Genomic DNA, 20,053 nt, shown 5'->3' on the forward strand with positions numbered 1-20,053 from the left:
TTCCGATCGCGCCATCGCCTTACCAGGGCAAATGCCGCGCTCGCAACTCATAGGGTCACAAGCTCTGAGGAGCGCGCCCTTGCGCGCGTCTCGAAGGATGCACGGCCCGTTGTCGCAATGTGGCGAGCGCCGGGCCGTCGACCCTTCGAGACGCGCGGAGCCTGTCATCGGGCCGCGCTTTGCGCGGACCCGTTGGCGCTCCTCAGGGTGACGGGGATAGAGTTTGGCCGCCGGCTGGCCACACAGCGCATCGCTGCCATCGGCTAACGCAACTGGTTTGCCTCACCTCCGCGTCGTACGACACGGAGGTATTTTTGCGAATCTGTCCGGGAATGCTGCATTGAACAAACCCGTCGTGAGCAAACAGGCGCTGGGCGAGCCGGTGCCGGTGCCGGAGCTGACGGCCGCGAAGGTCGCCGCCGCTGCGGGGCCGGCCTATGTCGTGCTTGCCGGCATCAGCTTCTCGCACTTCCTCAACGACACGATGCAGTCGCTGATCGCCTCGGTCTATCCGATCCTGAAGGACAATTACGCGCTCGACTTCGGTCAGATCGGCATGATCACGCTGGCGTTCCAGTTCACGGCGTCGCTGCTGCAGCCGCTGGTCGGGCATTTCACCGACAAGAAGGCGCAGCCGTTCTCGCTTGCGATCGGCATGGGCTTCACCTTCTTCGGGCTGTTGCTGCTCAGCGTTGCGCACACCTATGGGGTCATCCTGATCGCGGCTTCGCTGGTCGGCCTCGGCTCCGCGGTGTTCCATCCGGAATCGTCGCGCATCGCGCGGCTGGCGTCAGGCGGCCGTTACGGTTTCGCGCAATCGGTGTTCCAGCTCGGCGGCAGTTTCGGCACCTCGATGGGACCGGTGCTCGCAGCACTGATCGTGGTGCCGTTCGGCCAGCCCTCGATCGCCTGGTTCTCCTCGATCGCGTTCCTTGCCATCGTGATCCTCTGGCGCATCGGTGTCTGGTACAAGCCGCAGATATCGGGCAAGAAGGCGGCCGCCGTCGAGCGGCATCCCGACCATCCGGATCAGCGGCGCGTGAGGATCGCGCTCGTCGTGCTGGTCGCGCTGCTGTTCTCCAAGCAGCTCTATGTCTCGAGCCTGTCGAGCTACTACATCTTCTATCTGATCGATCGCTTCGGTGTCTCGACGCAGGCGGCGCAGCTCTATCTGTTCATCTTCCTTGCCGCCAATGCCGCGGGCGCGTTCATCGGCGGTCCGCTCGGCGACCGCTTCGGCCGCAAATACGTGATCTGGTTCTCGATCCTCGGCGCGCTGCCGTTCACGCTGGCGCTGCCGTATGCCGGCCTGTTCGCGAGCGCCGTGCTGACGGTCGTGATCGGTTTGATCATCTCGTCGGCGACGTCGGCGATCATCGTGTTCGCGCAGGAATTGATGCCGCATCGCTTCGGCATGATCTCCGGCGTGTTCTTCGGCGTCGCGTTCGGGATCGGCGGTCTCGGCGCCGCCGTGCTCGGCAAGCTCGCCGACCACACCTCGATCGCCTTCGTCTATCAGCTGTGCGCCTTCCTGCCGGCGATTGGGCTGCTCGCGGTGTTCCTGCCGAAGATGCCGAACGCCGTGCGCTGAACGGCTCGGCCGCAGAGGCGACGCCCGCGTTAAGCATTCGCTAACACACGCGGCTCGCGTGCCCTGCGAACGGCACGCATGCGTCAACGCTTCATTAGCACTTGTGGCGGGATCGCGATGTTTCGTCGCCGACCTGCGTCATTTATGGACCCATAAGCGACAGCTGCAGAGAAAGGTGAGAGAAAATCAACCTTAAAAATTAGGGTTAAGTGCCGCTTAAACATTTCCTGCCATCGTCCGGCCGTGAGTTTCAGACGTGGGGCTTTCGTGTCGCCTCACTTGGCCCAAAAGGACGAAGCCAATGCGTAGCGTAAAGACCCTGATTGCCGCCGGTGCGGCATCTCTGTTGTCCTCGGCGACGTTCGCCGCCGACATGCCCATCATGCCGCCACCTCCGATGGCGTATGCTCCTCCGCCGGTCCAGGATTTCGGCGGCTGGTACCTGCGCGGCGACATCGGCATGACCAGCAGCAAAGGCAGGCTGCACGTCAACGCGTATGACACGCTGCCCGCCGGCGCGCTCACCCAGGTTGGCCATGGCTTCGACGGCGGCACGCTCTACGGCATCGGCGTCGGCTATCAGTTCAACAGCTGGTTCCGCGCCGACATCACCGGTGAGTACCGCTCGAAGGTGAGCTTCAACGGCACCGACTTCGTGACCTTTCCCACCAACTCGATCGCCGATGCCTATCATGGCGGTTTCCAGAGCTGGGTCGGCCTCGTGAACGTCTATGCCGATCTCGGCACCTGGTGGTGCTTGACGCCGTTCATCGGCGCCGGTGTCGGTGCTGCGACGATCAAGACCTCGGCCTTCTCCGACGTCACCACGTTCCCGGGAGCGTCCGGTTTCACCGGTTCCTTCGCCGCCGACGGCGCGACCAAGACCAACCTCGCCTGGGCAGTGCATGCCGGTGTCGCCTACAAGGTCACCAACAATTTCACGGTCGAACTGGCTTACCGCTATCTCGACATGGGCACCGCGGGGCAGGGTAACGGTCGCTCGTTCGATGGCAGCAATGCTGGTCCGTCGTCGTTCCAGTTCCGGGATATCACGTCGCAGGACGTCAAGCTCGGCGTGCGCTTCGCCCTGCCTTGCTGCGACGTGCCGCCTCCGCCGCCGCCGCCCCCGCTGATCCGCAAGGGTTAATTTCAAGCCTTCACGGTTAACGATTGAAACGGCGCGGGACCATCCCGCGCCGTTTTTCTTTGCCGCATCATGGCACGAACCTTCTGCAACTTGCGTGCTCGAAAACCGGCGGCGACAACGATTGGTTAAGGTTAACAGGCGATGATCAACGCGAAATCAGTGCGGTGGATGGAGCGTTGCAATGCGCAGGTTGGTGCTGGCGGCGATGATGTTCGGGGCGATGACCGGCGCACATGCGGCCGACATGCCCGATTTCCTTCGCGGCAGTCTCCCCGCTTCCAGCGCGCCAACCAGAAACTGGGACGGCTGGTATGTCGGCGGCCAGGTCGGCCAGACATGGATCAACACCGACTTCGGTGGGAGTGTCGCGTCCTTGACCAACTCCATCTTCCGCAACACCACGCTGCAGGCGCCGACGTCGCAATTCAACTTGCTTGGCCGGGTCAATGCGCAAAGCTCGGGCTTCGGAGCGTTTGTCGGGCGCAACTGGCAGTATGACGACGTCGTGGTGGGTGTCGAAGCAAACTATACCTATTGGTCTGGGCTTACGACCACGACCTTTGGAAGTCTGGGGCCGATTCAGGTCGCTCAGCCAACCCTGGTCCTGCCACCCGGCGCCACTGCGGCAGACAGCGTGTCGTTGAATGGAAGCGCTGCGCTGAAGCTCAAGGATGAGATGACGTTCCGCGGACGCGCGGGTTGGGCAACCGGTGACTTTCTGCCGTACATCTTCGGCGGTCTTGCCGTCGGCCGAATGGACGTTGCGCGCACGGTCACGAGCTCTGTGAACCGGACGATCAATTTCGCTGATGGAAGTTCGAACAGCTTTGCGCTACCGCAGTTTTCCCAGACCGTGACGGATGCGAAGACGAACAACTACGTTGCCGGCTGGACCGCTGGTCTCGGCTTGGAATACATGTTGTGGAACTGTGTTTTCGTGCGAGGCGAGTGGGAATACGTCAAGTTCACGCCGGTCAAGAACACGTCGGTCACGCAAAACAGCGTGCGTGCTGCAATCGGCTACAAGTTCTGACCCACGCCACTCGGCTTGACACCGCAATCTGCGGCTGATCGGATATCGCTCCGCAAGCGGAGCAATCTCACATGAAAATCTACGGCGACGCCAATTCAGGCAACTGCCTGAAGGTGAAATGGGTGTGCGACAGGCTGGCGCTGCCGTACACATGGGTCGAGATCGACACCATGAAGGGCGGCAGCCGGACCGCGGAATTCCTCAAGCGAAACGGCTGGGGTCAGGTGCCGACGGTGGAGCTGGACGACGGCCGCATGCTCGCGCAATCCAACGCCATCATCCGCTATCTCGCGCGCGGCAGCGACCTGATCCCGAGCGATCCCTATCGCGCGGCGCAGATGGATGCCTGGATGTTCTGGGAGCAGAACAGCCACGAGCCCTATGTCGCCGTCTGCCGCTTTCAGACCGTGTATCTCGGCAAGGCCATCTCGGAGATCGATCCGAACCTCGTCAAGCGCGGCTACGTCGCGCTCGATCATCTGGAGCGGCATCTGGCGGGCACGCAATTTTTGGTCGGAGACGCGTTCTCGCTCGCCGACGTCTCGCTGCTCGCCTATACCCGTGTCGCGGAAGATGGCGGCCTCGAACTCGCGCGTTATCCCGCGATCCGTCGCTGGATCGCCGACGCCGAGCGTGTGCTCGCGCTGCCGCCGGTCCGCTGACCTCAGGTGAATGCCGCCATGACTGAAGCTTCATCCATCATGATCCGCCGCGCTCGCCGCGAAGACGTCGCCGCCATTGTCGGCATGCTTGCGGACGATCCACTCGGCAGTGCGCGCGAGCGGATCGAAGACCCGCTGCCGCAAAGCTATTACGAAGCCTTCGCGCGGGTCGAGCGCGATCCCAATTTGCAGCTCGTCGTCGCCGTCGACGGCGAGGGCACCGTCGTCGGCTGTCTGCAGCTTGCGATTCTGCCGGGCATCAGCTCGCAGGGTGGCTCGCGCGGCCTGCTCGAGGACGTTCGCGTTGCTAAACATTGCCGCAGCCGCGGCATCGGCGAGAAGCTCGTGCAGTGGGCAGTCACCGAGGCGCGCGCGAGAGGCTGCATGCTCGTCGAATTGCTGACGCATCAGACGCGGGTCGATGCGCAGCGCTTCTATGAACGGCTTGGGTTCGCGCGCAGCCATGTCGGGATGACGATTCGCTTTTGAAACGCGCGCACGAAGTTGTGCCATCTACCGGGCAATACCTGCGGCAGCGGATGGTCTGCGATCCGGTTAATAGCCAATAAACTAAGTCGACCTCCGTGATTTTACGGGTCGGAACGAGTCCGGTATGTCGGACGTCTCCCACGGGGCGGCAGGCAACTGGGGATTGGAATGTCGGATTATTCGATCGTGCGGGTCGGCAACGAGTACATCGTGCAGGCCGGCGAGAAGAGCATCTTGAAAGTATCGAGCCGGCGCAGGGCGGTTAAGATCATGACTCTGGCGGCAGATTTGCTCGATCAGGAGACGATCCAGCAGGTCGAGGACGCCCCATCAATCAGCCGTGATGCCCGGATTGTTCCAGACGAGTCCGAACTTTCTTGACGTTTGGGTACCTTTCCACTATCCCCGACCGCGGGAAACCTCTCCCCACCGAGAGGCAGCTATCTGGAAGGGTAGATTATGACTGCAGCGAAGCCCGCTTCGCGGCCCGATGTGCCGCATTTTTCTTCCGGCCCCTGTGCCAAGCGCCCCGGCTGGAACCCCAACAATCTCAAGGACGCCGCCCTCGGCCGCTCGCATCGTGCGAAAGTCGGCAAGGCCAAGCTCAAGCTCGCGATCGAACTGACGCGCGAGGTGCTTGAGGTGCCTGCCGATTACAAGATCGGCATCGTGCCGGCGTCGGATACCGGCGCGGTCGAGATGGCGCTGTGGTCGCTGCTCGGCGCGCGGCCCGTCACCACGCTCGCCTGGGAATCCTTCGGCGAGGGCTGGGTCAGCGACATCGTCAAGGAATTGAAGCTGAAGGACGTCACCAAGCTCAACGCGGCCTATGGTGAAATCCCCGATCTCTCCAAGGTCGATCCGAAGTCGGATGTCGTCTTCACCTGGAACGGCACCACCTCGGGTGTGCGCGTGCCGAACGCTGACTGGATCAGCGCGGATCGCGAAGGCCTGACGATTTGCGACGCGACCTCGGCCGCCTTCGCGCAGCCGCTCGATTTCGCCAAGCTCGACGTCGTCACCTTCTCCTGGCAGAAGGCGCTCGGCGGCGAAGCCGCGCACGGCATGCTGATCCTGTCGCCGCGCGCTGTGGAACGGCTCGAGACCTACAAGCCGGCCTGGCCGCTGCCGAAGATCTTCCGCCTCACCAGGGGCGGCAAGCTCAACCAGGGCATCTTCGAAGGCGAGACCATCAACACGCCGTCGATGCTTTGCGTCGAGGACTATCTCGATGCGTTGAACTGGGCGAAGTCGATCGGCGGCCTGAAGGCGCTGATCGCCCGCGCCGACGCCAACACCAAGGCGCTCGCCGACTGGAAAGCGAAGACGCCCTGGATCGACTTCCTGGCCAAGGATCCCGCGATCCGCTCCAACACCTCGGTGTGCCTCAAGTTCACCGATCCCGCGATCACCTCGCTTCCTTCAGACGCACAGGCCGACTTCTGCAAGAAGCTGGTCGCGCTGGTGGAGAAGGAGAACGCCGGCTTCGACTTCGCGTATTACCGCGACGCGCCGGCGGGTTTGCGGATCTGGTGCGGCGCCACCGTCGAGGCAAAGGATGTCGAGCTGCTGACACGGTGGATCGACTGGGCCTTCGCCGAGACCAAGGCAGCGTTGCCCAAGGCGGCTTAAGTTTTCTCTTGTCACCTCTCCCCGTTCTTACGGGGAGAGGTCGGATCGCGCAGCGATCCGGGTGAGGGCCCTCTTGGCTTGTTCCTCGCCCGTGGCTGCCGCTCACCCCAACTCTCCCCCCGCAAGGCGGGGAGAGGGAGAAGTGATCAGAGACTTCACCACATCGGTCCAGGAGACCCGCCCGCCGCAGGGCAAAGGAACAATCGAGATGACAAAACCTAAAGTTCTGATTTCCGACGCGCTGTCTCCCGCCGCCGTGCAGATTTTCAAGGATCGCGGCGTCGAGGTCGACTTCCAGCCCAACCTCGGCAAGGACAAGGAAAAACTCGCCGAGATCATCGGTAATTACGACGGCCTCGCGATCCGATCGGCCACCAAGGCGACCGCCAAGCTCATCGAGAAGGCGACGAGGCTGAAGGTGATCGGCCGTGCCGGCATCGGCGTCGACAATGTCGAGATTCCGGCCGCGACCGCCAAGGGCATCATCGTGATGAACACGCCGTTCGGCAATTCGATCACGACCGCCGAGCATGCCATCACCCTGATGCTGGCGCTGGCGCGCGAGATCCCGCAGGCCGACGCCTCGACCCAGGCCGGCAAGTGGGAGAAGAACCGCTTCATGGGCGTCGAGATCACCGCCAAGACCCTCGGCGTGATCGGCTGCGGCAATATCGGCACGATCGTCGCCGACCGCGCGCTCGGCCTGCGCATGAAGGTGATCGCATTCGATCCGTTCCTGTCGCCGGAGCGCGCCAAGGACATCGGCGTCGAGAAAGTCGAGCTCGACGATCTCTTGAAGCGCGCCGACTTCATCACGCTGCACACGCCGCTGACCGAGAAGACCCGCAACGTGATCGATGCGGCCGCGATCGCCAAGATGAAGAAGGGCGTGCGCATCATCAACTGCGCGCGCGGCGGCCTGGTCGACGAGCAGGCGCTGGTCGACGCGCTGAACTCCAAGCACGTCGCGGGCGCCGCCTTCGACGTGTTCGTCGAGGAGCCGGCAACCTCGAACGTGCTGTTCGGCCATCCCAACGTGATCTGCACTCCGCATCTCGGCGCGTCGACCACCGAAGCGCAGGAAAACGTCGCGCTGCAGGTCGCCGAGCAGATGTCGGACTATCTGCTGTCGGGCGCGATTTCCAATGCGGTCAACTTCCCCTCGATCACCGCGGAAGAGGCGCCGAAGCTGAAGCCGTTCATCGAGCTCGCCGAAAAACTAAGTCGGAGGCCAAGCGGTCTTAGGAAGACAAATATGTCTGGCAACTCCTTGGCTCACAGAACGACATGGCTACGATCCGACTTAAGGCGATCACCTCGGCGGTGCTGTCGGGCCTGCTGCGCCCGATGCTGGGCGAGGTCAACGTGGTCTCGGCGCCCGTCGTCGCCAAGGAGCGCGGCATGGTGGTGGACGAGGTCGTCCGCGCCGCGCAGAGCGACTATGAAAGCCTGATCACGGTCACCGTCACCACGGAACGTCAGGAGCGTTCGGTGTCCGGTACCGTCTACGCCGACGGCAAGCCGCGCCTCGTCGACATCAAGGGCATCCGCGTCGACGCCGAGTTCGGCAAGTCGATGATCTACGTGACCAACGAGGACAAGCCGGGCTTCATCGGCGCGTTCGCGAGCCTCTTGGGTGATGCGAAAATCAATATCGCGACCTTCCATCTCGGCCGCGTCAAGCAGGGCGGCGACGCCATTGCGCTGGTCGAGGTCGACGGCGCGGTGCCGCCGGAGCTGCTCGCCAAGGTACAGACGCTGCCGCAGGTGAAGCAGGCCAAGGCATTGACGTTCTAGTTCGCGATCCGGCGGCTTGTCCGCACTCTCGATTTACCTCCCGCTTGCGGGGTCGAGACGAGCGAAGCTCGCTCTTAGGTCGGGTCGCATCGTAAGATGCGATCCGGGTGGGGCTCTCTCCTCACAAGGATTCTCGACTGCGGAAATACCCCCACCCCAACCCTCCCCCGCAAGCGCAGGGGTATCGCATTTCGTGGCGGTGCCCTCGTGGCCATCCTTCGAGACGCCCGCCTTCGGCGGGCTCCTCAGGATGAGGTCTTGTTTTTGCGGCACAATAGTAGACCCTCATGGTGAGGAGCGCCGCTTGCGGCGCGTCTCGAACCACGAGGCCAAGCACTTGCGCGGTCGCCAAGGGGCATATGCGAAAGCCCTGCCCGCAAGCGGGAGAGGGGGCAAAGCGAGTTCGTGGTCACGACCTGATCTCGCTCAAGCATATCCATATTCCGATCTGCGGAACATGACGCCGTCTCCGGTCGCGGAGGCGGCGTTTGTCGTTCCGGGACGTCCGGTATTGCTGTTGCGCCCGCCGAAAAATGTGTACGAACGGGCCACGACGCGCCACAATGACCGTCATCTCAGAGGGAGAAAACAATGCGTGAAGCCGTAATCGTTTCCTACGCGCGCACCGGCCTGGCAAAGTCCGGCCGTGGCGGATTCAACATCACCCCGCCGATGTCGCTCGCCGCGCACGCCATCAAGCACGCGGTCGACCGCGCCGGCGTCGACAAGGAATATGTCGAGGATTGCTATCTCGGCAATTGCGCGCATGGCGCGCCGAACATCGGCCGCCAGGCGGCGCTGCTCGCCGGCCTGCCGAAGTCGACCGCGGGCGTCTCCGTGAACCGCTTCTGCTCGTCGGGTCTGCAGACCATCGCGATGGCCGCCAACTCGATCCGTTCCGACGGCTCCGATTGCATCGTCGCCGGCGGCGTCGAGAGCATCTCGATTCCCGGCGGCGGCTCGCCGAAGGAATCGATCGATCCCGAGCTGCTCAAGACCGCGCCCGACATCTTCATGGCGATGATCGATACCGCCGACATCGTCGCCGAACGCTACAAGCTCAGCCGCGAATACCAGGACGAGTATTCGCTGGAGTCGCAGCGCCGCATGGCGGCCGCGCAGCAGGCCAACAAGTTCAAGGACGAAATCGTCCCGATGAAGACCAAGATGAAGGTGGTCGACAAGGCGACCAAGGCCGAGTCGATCGTCGACTACGTGGTCGATCGCGACGAGTGCAACCGTCCGGAGACGACGCTGGTGGGGCTCGCCAAGCTCGAGCCGGTGAAGGGCCCGGGCAAGTTCGTCACCGCCGGCAATGCCAGCCAGCTCTCGGACGGCGCCGCCGCCGTGGTGCTGATGGAAGCCAAGGACGCCGAGAAGCGCGGCCTCAACCCGCTCGGCCGCTTCGTGGCCTGGGCCTCGGCCGGCTGCGAGCCTGACGAGATGGGCATCGGCCCGGTCTTCGCGGTGCCGAAGCTCTTGAAGCGCCACGGCCTCAAGATCGACGACATCGATCTCTGGGAGCTCAACGAGGCGTTCGCCAGCCAGTGCCTCTATTCGCGCGACCAGCTCGGCATCGATCCCGAGAAGTACAACGTCAATGGCGGCTCGATCGCGATCGGCCATCCCTTCGGCATGACCGGCGCCCGGCTCACCGGCCACCTGCTGCAGGAAGGCCGTCGCCGCAAGGCCAAGTGGGGCGTCGTGACCATGTGCATCGGCGGCGGCCAGGGCGGCGCCGGCCTGTTCGAGATCTACAGCTAAGCGCGATCGACACTGATCGTGTGCGAATGAGCGGCCCGGCGGCAACGCCGGGCCGCTTTTCTTTTGGAGCCGGCTAGCTCGCCGGTGAGCCGAGCGCGCGCTCGTCAAACTCGAGCGAGGCAATCAGTTCGAGCGTCTGTCTGAGATCGGCGGCCTGCCTTGCGCCAAAGGCGGTCTCGAAACGTTCCTGCGCGTTGAGCCATGCGGCCTGCGACTCCTCGAGCCTGGCTTCGCCGCGCTTGGTGAGCCGCACCAGCCGGCTGCGCCGGTCGTTCTTGTCGACGGTGATGGTCAACAGACCGTCGCGCTCGAGCGGCTTGAGGTTGTGGTTGAGCGCGGTGCGGTCGAGCACCAGGGCTGCGGCTAGCTCGCCCATCGTCGGCGCGCCCGACCGCCTGACATAGACCAGGATCGCCCGTTGCGTGCCGCGCAGGCCGGATGTCGCAAGGACCTGATCGTAGAGCTGCGACACCCGCCGCGTCGCCTTGCGCAACGCCGTGAGATTACACCGGCTGGGTTCCGTTTTCGCCATCGCTGCCTCCAATGGACTTGACAGATATATGCATATGCACCTAATGGCAATAGATGCATATGCACGTATTTGGGAGGGTGTGATGTCGGAGGTAGAGGCGGAGACCATCGATCTGGTCGTCGAACCTGAGGCGCGGCCGCGGTCCCGCGTCGCAACCGCAACCCCGCGCCAGGTGCTTGCGATCGTGTCGGTCGGAATTTGCCTCGCCAATCTCGATTTGTTCATCGTCAATGTCGGGCTGCCGAACATCGCGCAGGAATTTCGCGGCGCCTCGCTTGAGGATCTGTCCTGGATCCTCAATGCCTATGCCATTGCCTACGCGGCGTTGCTGGTGTTCTTCGGCCGGCTCGCCGAACGCCACAGCCGCAACCTCAGCTTCCTGCTCGGCGTCGCGCTGTTCACGGCCGCGTCGGCGGCATGTGCTCTTTCGTCCAGTGTCGAGTTCCTGGTCGTCTCTCGCGTGGCGCAGGCGGCCGGTGCGGCATTGATGACGCCGACCTCGATCGGCCTGCTGCTGGCATCATTTCCGTCCGAGCAGCGCGCCGGGGCGGTGCGTACCTGGACGGCGATCGGCGGCCTTGCCGCCGCACTGGGTCCGCTCGCCGGAGGCGTCCTGGTCACCTTCGACTGGCGCTGGATCTTCATCGTCAATGTCCCGATCGGCGTCGTCGCACTGATCATCGGCTGGCTGAAATTGCCCGAAGTGCCCGGCCACGACGTGCCGCGTCCGAGTTCATGGGCGGCGCTGCTGGTGACCTCCGGTATTGGTGCCCTGACATTTGCGATCGTGAAGGCGAACGATTGGGGATGGAGTTCGCGCGGCGTCGTGCTCGGCTTTGCCGTCGCGACCGTCTCGCTCGCCGCCTTCGCGTGGCATTGCCTCAGATCGAGGAATCCTTTCGTCGATCCTGCACTGTTCGCGGTCAGGCCGTTCACCGGCGCGTCGCTGGTGATGGCGCCTTATTCGGCGGCCTTCGGCGCCATGCTGCTGTCCTGCGCCTTGTGGGAGCAGACGGTATGGGGCTGGTCGGCGTTGAAGACCGGCCTTGCGATCGCCCCCGGTCCGCTGATGGTGCCGATCACCTCGCTGTTGTTTGCCGGCCGGCTGATTGCGCGGTTTGGCGCCGCGGCCGTCGTCTCCGGCGGAATCGTCCTGTTCGCGGCCGGCCTCGCGATCTGGGCGACGCTGCTCGGGGCCGAACCCAATGCGCCTGCCATCGTCGCGGGCGTGATGCTGATCGGTATCGGCGTCGGGCTGACCTTTCCGACCCTGATGGGCGTCGGCGCCGGCGCGCTGCCGCCGTCGTCGTTTGCCACCGGCTCCGGCGTCATCAACATGATCCGGCAGGCGGCACTGGCGATCGGCGTCGCGATCTTTGTCGCGATCCTTGCAACGCCGGTCTCGATGCCGGAGCGGATCGCGGCGTTTCAGCGCGGCTGGTGGATCATGATCGCGATCACCTTGGCCGGCTTCGTGCCCAATTATCTGTTCATCCGGCGCAAGGCGGATCGCTAAAGCCCGAAAGACATCGCCGCGCCATGCGGCAGCCGCGGCGGCGCCATCGTCGCGCCGCAGGGAAACCTCAATCGAACCAGTCCCTTCCTCGCTGCGTCTCACCACGAGAAACGGCGCGCAGTCGAGCCCGGCGCGCCGTTCGTCTCGCGCGCGATGCGGCGTTTTTCCGGAGGGATGTCATGTGTAGGATTGCGAATTATCTTGTGACCACCAGCCTGGTGCTGGTGGGGGCGCTGGTTGCCGGGCCGCTGCATGCGGCCAATCTCGATGCAGCCTCGCAGATCGACGCCGTGACCGTCTATCCCGATGGCGCGAGCGTCACCCGCGTCATCACGCTGGACCTGCCTGCCGGCGACAACACGCTCATCGCCAGGGATTTTCCAATGGGGCTCGATCCGTCCTCGCTGCGGGTCGAGGGCGAGGGCGGAGCGAAGCTCACGATCGGGGCGATCGATACAAAGCTGCCGCAGCCCTTGCTGCCGCCAAATCTTTCCGAGATCGACAGGCGCATCGAGGCGCTTAACGATGAGCGCGCCGATTTGCAGGGACTGATCAGCGCGGCCGAGGCGCGGCGCAAATTCGCCGAGCGCTTTGCCGAAGCGTCGCCTGCGGGCCTCGGCGAGAAGGGCGAGGCGCGTCCGCTCAGCGAGTGGCGCGCGGCGTTCTCGGCGGTGGCCGACGAGGTCGCAACCGCCGACAGCGCGATCCGTGACGCCGAGCGCAAGATCCGCGTGATCGACCGCGATCTTGCGCAGCTCGCAGCCGATCGCACGAGCAAGCCGCCGAGCAAGGTCGAGGTGCGGATCGACGTCGCCTCGCAGGCGGGGACCAAGGCGACCTTGCGGGTCACCTATGCGGTTCCCAACGCGCGCTGGACGCCGCTCTATGACGCCCGGCTCGACACCGGCGCCAGGGACCGCAAGCCCGCGATCGAACTGGTGCGCCGCGCCGAGATCACCCAGTCGACCGGCGAGGACTGGTCGAACGTGGCGCTCGTCGTCTCCACCGTGCGGGTCGCGCGCGGCGGCAATGCGCCCGACCTCCGCTCGCTGATCGTGCAATATCCGCAGCCGCCGCGGCCGCTGGCGAAGCTTTCGGGAGAGGCCAGCATGCGGGCGCGCGAGGCCCTGGCACCCGCGCCGGCCGCCGACGCGGTTCAGCAATTCCGCTTTGGTGGGGGACGCATGGACGAACTGGAAGCCACCGCCGAGGTCGGCGCCTTCCAGGCCACGTTCAAGATTCCCGGCCGTGTCAGCGTTGCCGCCAATGAGGGCGCAAAGAGCCTGCGCATCTCGACGGCGACGATCACGCCCGATCTCGTGGTTCGCGCCGTTCCGGTGATCGATCCGACCGCGTTCCTGGAAGCGAGCTTCGTGCAGGCCGACGATGCGCCGCTGCTGCCGGGGCAGGTCTCGATCTACCGCGACGGCATCTTTGTCGGCCGCAGCCGGATGGCCACCGCCGCCAAGGACGAGACCGTGCGGCTCGGTTTCGGCGCCGACGACAAGGTCAAGATCGAACGCACGGTGGTGAAGCGCAACGAGGGCTCGGCGGGCCTGATCGTGACCACGTCGAAGACCGACGAGCGCGCCTTCAAGACTGCGGTGCGCAACGGCCACGACTTCCCGATCAAGGTCGCGATCCAGGATCAGCTCCCGGTCAGCGAGAACGACGATATCGTGGTCGAGATGCTGCCGTCGTCGACGCCTGCGACGACCACCAATCTGCGCGACAAGCGCGGCGTGCTGGAATGGGCGTTCGAGGCCAAGGCCGGCGAAGTCCGTGACATCAATTTCGCCTGGCGGATGCGCTGGCCCAAGGACAAGGGCGTCGTGATGGTGCCGGCGGGCTAGAGCCCGTGCCGGGCTCTAGCGTTGTTGCTTGACGCGTTTTCTTCACGCGAACCGGAACCCGCTTCGCTTGAAAACGCTAGAAGGATCTGCGTTTACTGCCGATGACATCTCTCCCGATCTCGGGCATCACTTTGCCAAAGGCAACAAAGCCTGAGATCGGGAGGATCCATGAGCTACCAGCACATCATCGTCGATGATCCGCGTCCGCGCGTCCGCCGCATCACGCTGAACCGCCCAGAGAAGCGCAACGCGCTGAACAACCGCCTGCGCGGCGAGATCTTCGAGGTGCTGGAGCAGGCCGACCGTGATCCCGGGATTTCGATCTCGATCCTGCGCGGCGCGGGACCCTGTTTCTCGGCGGGCTACGATCTCTCCGCCGACAACCGCGTCGACCAGCCCTATCATTCGGCATCCGGCCCCGGCCAGTGGTCGCGCCATGTCGTCGAGGGCTGGTTCTCGATCTGGGATCTCGCAAAGCCTGTCATCGCGCAGGTGCACGGCTACTGCCTCGCCGGCGGCACCGAGCTCGCGACCGCCTGCGACGTGGTCTATGTCGCCGACGACGCCCAGATCGGCTATCCGCCGGTGCGGCTGATGAGCCCGCCCGACATGCAGTATCACCCGTGGCTGGTCGGCATGCGCCGCGCCATGGAATTGATGCTGACGGGCGACGCGATGTCCGGCCGCGAGGCCGCCGAATGGGGCTATGCGACCCGGTCGTTTCCGCTCGCCGAACTGGAGGCGAAGACGCTGGATTTCGCCGAGCGCGCGGCCAAGGTGCCGATCGAGCTGCAGCAACTCAACAAGCGTAGCGTCCACCGCGCGATGGAAATCATGGGCGCCCGCGCCGCGATGCGCGCCGGCACCGAGATCCAGGCACTGGCCTTCACGACCGAAGCCAGCAAGGCCTACATGGCGGGCTTCCGCCGCGACGGCGGCAGCGTGAAGGCCCAGCTCGACCAGCGCGACACGACGTTCGGGGATTACCGGACGAAGAAGGGGTGAGGATCACGTAAGCCGCACGCTGAGCTGTATCACCGCCACCCTGAGGAGGCCGCAAAGCGGCCGTCTGGGATGAGCATCACGCTACCCGCATATTCGATGTCATGCCCCGCCTTGAGCGGGGCATCCAGTACGCCGCGGCTTGTCCGTTGAGCTCGGGCGCCTCTGCAATACTGGGTCGCCCGGTCGAGCCGGGCGACGACATTGTTGTGATCCGCGAAAGTAACCCTTCACTTCGCCTTCAGGAAGTCGCCGACCTCGAGCAGCACGAACTCGTCGTCATCGGCCTTGTTCGGGTCGCGGCTCGAGGAGAACGGCAGGTTGTTGTCGTTGCCGACGATGATGTGGGTCTCGTCGACCCGGTCGACATTCTCGATCGTGAAAAACGGGAAAGTGTAGACGCCGTCGTTGAGCGGCTTGCGCGCCTTTTTGTTGGGATCGCGGATCTTCGTCAGATCGATATAGGCGATCTTGCGCACCGGCTTGCCGACATTGGCATCGGACAGCTCGATCTTGTAGACGCGCTTGAATTTGGCGAGGTCAGGGAAGCAGTTCTCGCCGCGCTGGCCTTGCGGGCAAGCCTTGTCGGCGGTGCCTTCGCCATTGTCGCGCTCGATCACGAGGCCCTGGGCCGGATCGATCATGTTGAAGTCGCCGATCGCATTGCCGTTCTGCTCGAACACATACTGCCAGGTGCGTCCGGTGAACTTCTCCGCCGCGACGTCGAATTCCAGGATGCGCGAGGCTTCCTTGCCGTCGACCTTCTCCCAATCCTTCTTGTCGGCATCCCACAGCGGCCCTTCGAGCAGGCCGTAGAGGAACTTGCCGTCCTTGGAGGAAGCAAAGCCTTCATAGCCCTTGGAGCGGCGCAGGTTGACGTTGGTGTAGGAGGCGCCGGGCGCGCCGGGCGACTGCACCGCCCAGTGATCCGGCGAACGCACCGGCTTGCCGTCGGCGACGGTCTCGAACACGGCGAGGATCTTGCCGGTCTTGTCTGCCTTGAGGATGTACGGCCCGAACTCGTCGCCGATCCAGAAAATGTCGTTGATGATCTGGAAGCCCTCGGTGTCGAAGTCGGCACCGGTCAAATAGCGCTTGGCGGTGTCCTCATGCACGATGCGGAACGGCACCTTCCTGTCGGGATCGTGCAGGAACATGGTCTCCTGACGCTCGATCTTGCCGCTCGCCCAGTCGATCTTGTGCCGGTTCAGGTACAGCATCGAGTCCGCCGAGTTGTAGCGCGAGCCCATGCCGTTGTCGGTGATCACCCAGAACGAGCCATCGGGCATCACCTTGATGCCGGAATGGCCTTGCAGCGGCTGGCCCTTGAACGGCAGCGACACGCCGGTTGGCCGCTCATAGGACTTGCCCATCACGGTGCCGATGGCGTCGACGCGCCTGCCGGTGGTGTACTTGCCCGAGGTCTTCAAATCGTTCGGGGCGTCGGCGGGGGCGTCGATGAAGCTCTCCGCCGGCATCACGGCATGTCCTGCCAGCGTCGCCGGGAATTCGCCTTCACTCTGCCCGAACGCCGATGTGGCGAGCAGGATCGAGGCGACGGAGCAGAGCAGGGACAGGCGCATGGTTGATCTCCCAAAGGATAAACGATGCGGTGTTCTCCGAGCCGCCTGTTACAGCCGGCTGACAGTTTTGTGAACCGCGGATGTTGCGGCGGGATAAGGCTTGCGGCGTTACGTCGCTTCTCACTCGCAATCCTCATCCTGAGGAGGCCGCGCAGCGGCCGTCTCGAAGGATGGCTGCAAGCGACAGCCGGGCCTCGTGGTTCGAGACGCGCGTACCGCGCTCCTCACCATGAGGGTCTAAACGGGCCGCATGGTTTGCGGCAGCAGGAACGGCACGCCGTCTCCGGTGTAGGCGATCGCGGCGTCGATCTCGAAGATCTCGCGCAGCGTCTCGGCCTTCATCGCCGCCGTGCGGTCGCCGTCGACGGCAAGCCGGCCGCGGTGCAGCAGCAGGATGCGGTCGGCGAACCGCATCGCGAGGTTGAGGTCGTGCAGGATCGCGATCACGGCCGTGCCGCGCGCGGCGCGCCGCCGGGCCGTTTCGACCAGGTCGATCTGGTGCCGCAGATCGAGGCTCGAGGTCGGCTCGTCCAGCAGCAACAGTCCGGGTCCATGCAGCGCTTCGCCGCAGGCGAGCTGCACCAGCACGCGGGCGAAATGCGCCCGCTGCTGCTCGCCGCCCGACAGCGTCGGCAATTGCCTGAAACGGAAACGCGCGAGCCCGACCTCGTCGAGCGCCGCCTCGACCAGCGCCCGCGCCACGGCGCGCGGGCTTTCGCCGGCGCCCATGCTGACGATTTCCTCGACGGTGAACGGGAAGCTGACGCTGACGTGCTGCGACAGCATCGCGCGGTGCTGCGCCAGAAGGCGTGGTCCGTAAGTTTGCAGGTCGCGCTGCCTCAGCCTGATCGCCCCGCGTGATGGACGCAGGTCACCCGACAGCATCCGCAGCAGGGTCGATTTGCCGGCGCCGTTGGGACCGACGATCGCGACCATCTCGCCGGCACCGATCTGCAGCGACACCGCATCGACCAGCATCGTGCCGCCGACCGTCATCGATACCGACTGCGCTTCGAGCAGGGCCGTCATAGCGACACCAGGGAGCGCTGCCGCAGCAGCATGGCGAGGAAGAACGGCGCGCCGATCGCCGCCGTCAGGATGCCGATCGGCATTTCCGCGGGTGCCACAATGGTGCGCGCCACCGTGTCGGCGCCGACCAGGAGGATGGCACCGAGCAGTGCGGACGCCGGCAGCAGCAGCCGATGCGCGGGCCCGATCACCAGCCGCAACAGATGCGGCACCACGATGCCGACGAAACCGACCACGCCGCAGACCGAGACCGCGACCCCGGTCATCGCCGACACCAGCACGATCGAGATCCGCTTCAGCCGTTCGACGTCGACGCCGCTGTGGAACGCCTCGGCCTCGCCGAGCACCAGCACGTCAAGCCCGCGTGCGATCGAGAGGCAGGCGACCAGCGCGACCGCCAGCACCGGCGCCAGCGCCGTGAGCTTGCTCCAGGTCGCGCCGCTGAGCGAGCCGAGCAGCCAGAAGGTGATGTCGCGCAGCTGGCGGTCGTCGGCGACGAACACCAGGAGGCCGATGCCGGCATTGGCGATTGCGGCGATCGCAAGCCCGGCCAGCAGGAAGATCGCAATCGATGTCCGGCCGCCGCGGCTGGCGATGCCGTAAAGCACGATGGTCGTGATCAGCGAGCCGGCAAAGGCCGCGATCGGCAGCAGCTGGTGTTGCAGGAAGCGCAGGCTTTCGCCGAAATGGCTGTCGGTGAACACGATCGCGGCCGCCGCGGCAAACGCGCCGCCGGAGGAGACGCCGACCAGCGCGGGGTCGGCGAGGGGGTTGCGGAACAGGCCCTGCATGATCGCGCCTGACACGGCAAGCAGTCCGCCGACCATCGCCGCCGCTGCGATCCGCGGGATGCGGATCGACCACACCACGAGTTGGTCGCGTGCGAGCAGCGGATCGCCGGCACGATCAGCCCATAGCCCAAGCGCTGCCGGAAGCCGCGCCATTGGAATGCCGGCGGCCCCGACCGTCAGGGCGACCAGCGCGGTCGCTGTGAGCGCCGCAAGCAGGCAGAGCAGGGTGAGTGTCGCGGCCGGCCGCAGCGACATGCCGCCGCGCCGTTGTTTCGCACGCCCGCGGCGTTCGGCCAGCCCGCTCATTGCCGGCAGTTCGCGGTCAGCGCTGCCGGCTTGAAGTTGTCGGCGTCCGGCGCCAGCGCCGGATAGAGCTTGACCGAGAGGTCGCGTGCCGCAGCCGCGGTGCGCGGTCCGAAGCCGAGCAGATATAGCCCTTCCATCGAGATGAAGGCCTTGTTGGCCGCGACCGGCGTCAGCGCGAAGGCCGGATGCGCGAACACGGCATCCGACGTCAGCGAGTCCTTGCCGCGATCGATCGACAGCACGACATCCGGTTTCGCCGCCACGATGGCCTCGTCATTGACCGGCTTGTAGCCGTCGTAACCGTCGATGGCGTTGACGCCGCCGGCAAGCCGGATGATCTCGTCCGCCGCGGTCTTGTGGCCCGCGGCCATCGCCCGGCCATTCAACAGCGACATCACGAACATCACGCGCACCGGCTTGGTCACTTTGGCGCGCAGCGCGCGCAGTTGCGCGAGATCGCTCTCCACTGCCGTGGTCAGGCAGGCAGCGCGCGGATCGGCGCCCATGGCGTGGCCCACCAACCTGATCTTCTCGACCAGCCCGGCCTCCGAGAACGTCTCCGGCACCAGCACCAGCGGCACCTTGGCCGCCTCGAGCACGTCCATGGTCTCCTTCGGCCCGGAGCCCTGCACTGCGAGCACCAGCGACGGGTGCAGGCCGAGCACGCCCTCCGGCGACAGCTGGCGCATGTAGCCGACGTCGGGCTTCTCGCGCAGCGCCGCCGGCGGGTAGAGGCTGGTCGCATCGACGCCGGCGATGCGGTCCTCGAAGCCGAGGGCATAGAGGATCTCGGTGATCGCGCCGCCGATCGAGACGATCCGCGACGGGTTATCGATCACGACGTCGCGGTCGCGTGCGTCATGCACGGTGATGCCCTCGGCCGTTACTGCTTCGATCGGCAGCAAACAGGAGAAGGCGAGCAAAGCGAGCGTGCGACAAATTGTCATCGGGGCCGTCACTTGGTCAGGATCAGCTTGTTCTGCGAGGTCAGCCGCAACCGGTAGTGTTCTTCGCCGTGCATGATGATGATCTCGCGCTCCGCCGCGAACAGGTCGCGACTGTCGAGACGATTTCCGCGCATGATCAGCGTTTTGGCCGCGCCGGATGCAGGCTCGGTCTGCTTTCCGGCTGCGCCGATATTGTCTCCGGAAGCTGCGGACATGTGATGGTGCTGCGCCTGCGAAATTTTCAAATGGTGTTTGCTTGTATAAGCGGGCGAGAGCGCATTCCAACGGCGGCACTTTACAATCGATATAAACAGCGCCGCCGCATTCTTGACCGTTTTGTTGCCGGCTCGTAACCAATCATCACACGATGCAGGCGGGT

Annotated in this window: 17 protein-coding genes and 1 pseudogene; 12 read left to right on the forward strand and 6 right to left on the reverse strand. The window is 64.8% G+C overall.

The features are described from left to right. The first annotated feature begins 340 nt into the window (after window positions 1–340). The 9 genes and pseudogenes from QJT82_RS40270 (at window position 341) to QJT82_RS40310 (ending at window position 10,115) form a co-directional block, all read left to right on the forward strand. Window positions 341–1,591 carry an MFS transporter gene (locus QJT82_RS40270; RefSeq protein WP_028340553.1) on the forward strand — a complete coding sequence of 417 codons (1,251 nt, stop codon included), beginning with the start codon at window positions 341–343 and terminating at the stop codon, window positions 1,589–1,591. A 301-nt stretch (window positions 1,592–1,892) separates the two neighbouring features. Then, window positions 1,893–2,738 (forward strand): outer membrane beta-barrel protein, encoded by an 846-nt coding sequence (locus tag QJT82_RS40275; RefSeq protein ID WP_028340552.1) that lies wholly within the window; start codon window positions 1,893–1,895, stop codon window positions 2,736–2,738. Between the two features lie 181 nt (window positions 2,739–2,919). Then, the gene (locus tag QJT82_RS40280) at window positions 2,920–3,771 is read left to right on the forward strand and encodes an outer membrane beta-barrel protein (RefSeq protein ID WP_028340551.1); all 852 of its coding nucleotides are present in this window, start codon (window positions 2,920–2,922) and stop codon (window positions 3,769–3,771) included. 71 nt (window positions 3,772–3,842) lie between these two features. Next, the gene (locus QJT82_RS40285) at window positions 3,843–4,433 is read left to right on the forward strand and encodes a glutathione S-transferase family protein (RefSeq protein ID WP_028340550.1); all 591 of its coding nucleotides are present in this window, start codon (window positions 3,843–3,845) and stop codon (window positions 4,431–4,433) included. A gap of 18 nt (window positions 4,434–4,451) precedes the next feature. After that, entirely contained in the window at window positions 4,452–4,922 is a 471-nt protein-coding gene (locus QJT82_RS40290) for a GNAT family N-acetyltransferase (RefSeq protein WP_028340549.1), read from the forward strand. A gap of 168 nt (window positions 4,923–5,090) precedes the next feature. Further along, complete coding sequence (locus QJT82_RS40295) at window positions 5,091–5,303, forward strand: hypothetical protein (protein WP_028340548.1); 213 nt, start codon at window positions 5,091–5,093, stop codon at window positions 5,301–5,303. 78 nt (window positions 5,304–5,381) lie between these two features. Beyond that, the gene (locus tag QJT82_RS40300; protein ID WP_028340547.1) at window positions 5,382–6,554 is read left to right on the forward strand and encodes a phosphoserine transaminase; all 1,173 of its coding nucleotides are present in this window, start codon (window positions 5,382–5,384) and stop codon (window positions 6,552–6,554) included. Between the two features lie 208 nt (window positions 6,555–6,762). Beyond that, window positions 6,763–8,351, forward strand: a pseudogene (gene serA, locus QJT82_RS40305) (phosphoglycerate dehydrogenase). 591 nt (window positions 8,352–8,942) lie between these two features. Next, entirely contained in the window at window positions 8,943–10,115 is a 1,173-nt protein-coding gene (locus QJT82_RS40310; protein ID WP_028340545.1) for an acetyl-CoA C-acyltransferase, read from the forward strand. A gap of 73 nt (window positions 10,116–10,188) precedes the next feature. Here QJT82_RS40310 and QJT82_RS40315 read toward each other — a convergent pair whose 3' ends face one another. Further along, the gene (locus QJT82_RS40315; RefSeq protein WP_028340544.1) at window positions 10,189–10,647 is read right to left on the reverse strand and encodes a MarR family transcriptional regulator; all 459 of its coding nucleotides are present in this window, start codon (window positions 10,645–10,647) and stop codon (window positions 10,189–10,191) included. A gap of 82 nt (window positions 10,648–10,729) precedes the next feature. On the opposite strand from QJT82_RS40315, the gene QJT82_RS40320 reads away from it, so the two are divergent. From QJT82_RS40320 to QJT82_RS40330, 3 genes are all read left to right on the forward strand, one after another. Beyond that, window positions 10,730–12,163: an MFS transporter gene (locus tag QJT82_RS40320; protein ID WP_035631511.1), complete on the forward strand. Its 1,434-nt coding sequence runs from the start codon at window positions 10,730–10,732 to the stop codon at window positions 12,161–12,163. A gap of 179 nt (window positions 12,164–12,342) precedes the next feature. Then, a complete protein-coding gene (locus tag QJT82_RS40325; protein WP_028340543.1) occupies window positions 12,343–14,016 on the forward strand; it encodes a mucoidy inhibitor MuiA family protein in 1,674 nt (557 codons plus the stop codon). A 168-nt stretch (window positions 14,017–14,184) separates the two neighbouring features. Continuing rightward, entirely contained in the window at window positions 14,185–15,021 is an 837-nt protein-coding gene (locus tag QJT82_RS40330; protein ID WP_028340542.1) for an enoyl-CoA hydratase-related protein, read from the forward strand. 227 nt (window positions 15,022–15,248) lie between these two features. On the opposite strand, the gene QJT82_RS40335 is transcribed toward QJT82_RS40330, so the two are convergent. From QJT82_RS40335 to QJT82_RS40355, 5 genes are all read right to left on the reverse strand, one after another. Beyond that, entirely contained in the window at window positions 15,249–16,601 is a 1,353-nt protein-coding gene (locus QJT82_RS40335) for an esterase-like activity of phytase family protein (protein ID WP_028340541.1), read from the reverse strand. A 237-nt stretch (window positions 16,602–16,838) separates the two neighbouring features. Then, window positions 16,839–17,630: a heme ABC transporter ATP-binding protein gene (locus QJT82_RS40340; RefSeq protein ID WP_028340540.1), complete on the reverse strand. Its 792-nt coding sequence runs from the start codon at window positions 17,628–17,630 to the stop codon at window positions 16,839–16,841. Further along, window positions 17,627–18,727 (reverse strand): iron chelate uptake ABC transporter family permease subunit, encoded by a 1,101-nt coding sequence (locus QJT82_RS40345; protein ID WP_028340539.1) that lies wholly within the window; start codon window positions 18,725–18,727, stop codon window positions 17,627–17,629. The genes QJT82_RS40340 and QJT82_RS40345 overlap by 4 nt, the downstream gene beginning before the upstream one ends. Then, complete coding sequence (locus tag QJT82_RS40350; protein ID WP_028340538.1) at window positions 18,724–19,674, reverse strand: hemin ABC transporter substrate-binding protein; 951 nt, start codon at window positions 19,672–19,674, stop codon at window positions 18,724–18,726. The genes QJT82_RS40345 and QJT82_RS40350 overlap by 4 nt, the downstream gene beginning before the upstream one ends. Window positions 19,675–19,682: 8 nt before the next feature. Further along, complete coding sequence (locus QJT82_RS40355; protein WP_016840569.1) at window positions 19,683–19,889, reverse strand: hemin uptake protein HemP; 207 nt, start codon at window positions 19,887–19,889, stop codon at window positions 19,683–19,685. Window positions 19,890–20,053: the final 164 nt, after the last annotated feature.

Source organism: Bradyrhizobium sp. Mp19 (assembly GCF_029952935.1).
In the GTDB taxonomy this organism is placed as follows: domain Bacteria; phylum Pseudomonadota; class Alphaproteobacteria; order Rhizobiales; family Xanthobacteraceae; genus Bradyrhizobium; species Bradyrhizobium elkanii.

What these genes read in the sequence shown, in the direction of transcription:
- QJT82_RS40275 (WP_028340552.1), top strand. Translation starts at nt 1,893, where the DNA reads ATGCGTAGCGTAAAGACCCTGATTGCCGCCGGTGCGGCATCTCTGTTG.
- QJT82_RS40280 (WP_028340551.1), top strand. Translation starts at nt 2,920, where the DNA reads ATGCGCAGGTTGGTGCTGGCGGCGATGATGTTCGGGGCGATGACCGGC.
- QJT82_RS40285 (WP_028340550.1), top strand. Translation starts at nt 3,843, where the DNA reads ATGAAAATCTACGGCGACGCCAATTCAGGCAACTGCCTGAAGGTGAAA.
- QJT82_RS40290 (WP_028340549.1), top strand. Translation starts at nt 4,452, where the DNA reads ATGACTGAAGCTTCATCCATCATGATCCGCCGCGCTCGCCGCGAAGAC.
- QJT82_RS40295 (WP_028340548.1), top strand. Translation starts at nt 5,091, where the DNA reads ATGTCGGATTATTCGATCGTGCGGGTCGGCAACGAGTACATCGTGCAG.
- QJT82_RS40300 (WP_028340547.1), top strand. Translation starts at nt 5,382, where the DNA reads ATGACTGCAGCGAAGCCCGCTTCGCGGCCCGATGTGCCGCATTTTTCT.
- QJT82_RS40310 (WP_028340545.1), top strand. Translation starts at nt 8,943, where the DNA reads ATGCGTGAAGCCGTAATCGTTTCCTACGCGCGCACCGGCCTGGCAAAG.
- QJT82_RS40315 (WP_028340544.1), bottom strand. Translation starts at nt 10,647, where the DNA reads ATGGCGAAAACGGAACCCAGCCGGTGTAATCTCACGGCGTTGCGCAAG.
- QJT82_RS40320 (WP_035631511.1), top strand. Translation starts at nt 10,730, where the DNA reads ATGTCGGAGGTAGAGGCGGAGACCATCGATCTGGTCGTCGAACCTGAG.
- QJT82_RS40325 (WP_028340543.1), top strand. Translation starts at nt 12,343, where the DNA reads ATGTGTAGGATTGCGAATTATCTTGTGACCACCAGCCTGGTGCTGGTG.
- QJT82_RS40330 (WP_028340542.1), top strand. Translation starts at nt 14,185, where the DNA reads ATGAGCTACCAGCACATCATCGTCGATGATCCGCGTCCGCGCGTCCGC.
- QJT82_RS40335 (WP_028340541.1), bottom strand. Translation starts at nt 16,601, where the DNA reads ATGCGCCTGTCCCTGCTCTGCTCCGTCGCCTCGATCCTGCTCGCCACA.
- QJT82_RS40340 (WP_028340540.1), bottom strand. Translation starts at nt 17,630, where the DNA reads ATGACGGCCCTGCTCGAAGCGCAGTCGGTATCGATGACGGTCGGCGGC.
- QJT82_RS40345 (WP_028340539.1), bottom strand. Translation starts at nt 18,727, where the DNA reads ATGAGCGGGCTGGCCGAACGCCGCGGGCGTGCGAAACAACGGCGCGGC.
- QJT82_RS40350 (WP_028340538.1), bottom strand. Translation starts at nt 19,674, where the DNA reads ATGACAATTTGTCGCACGCTCGCTTTGCTCGCCTTCTCCTGTTTGCTG.
- QJT82_RS40355 (WP_016840569.1), bottom strand. Translation starts at nt 19,889, where the DNA reads ATGTCCGCAGCTTCCGGAGACAATATCGGCGCAGCCGGAAAGCAGACC.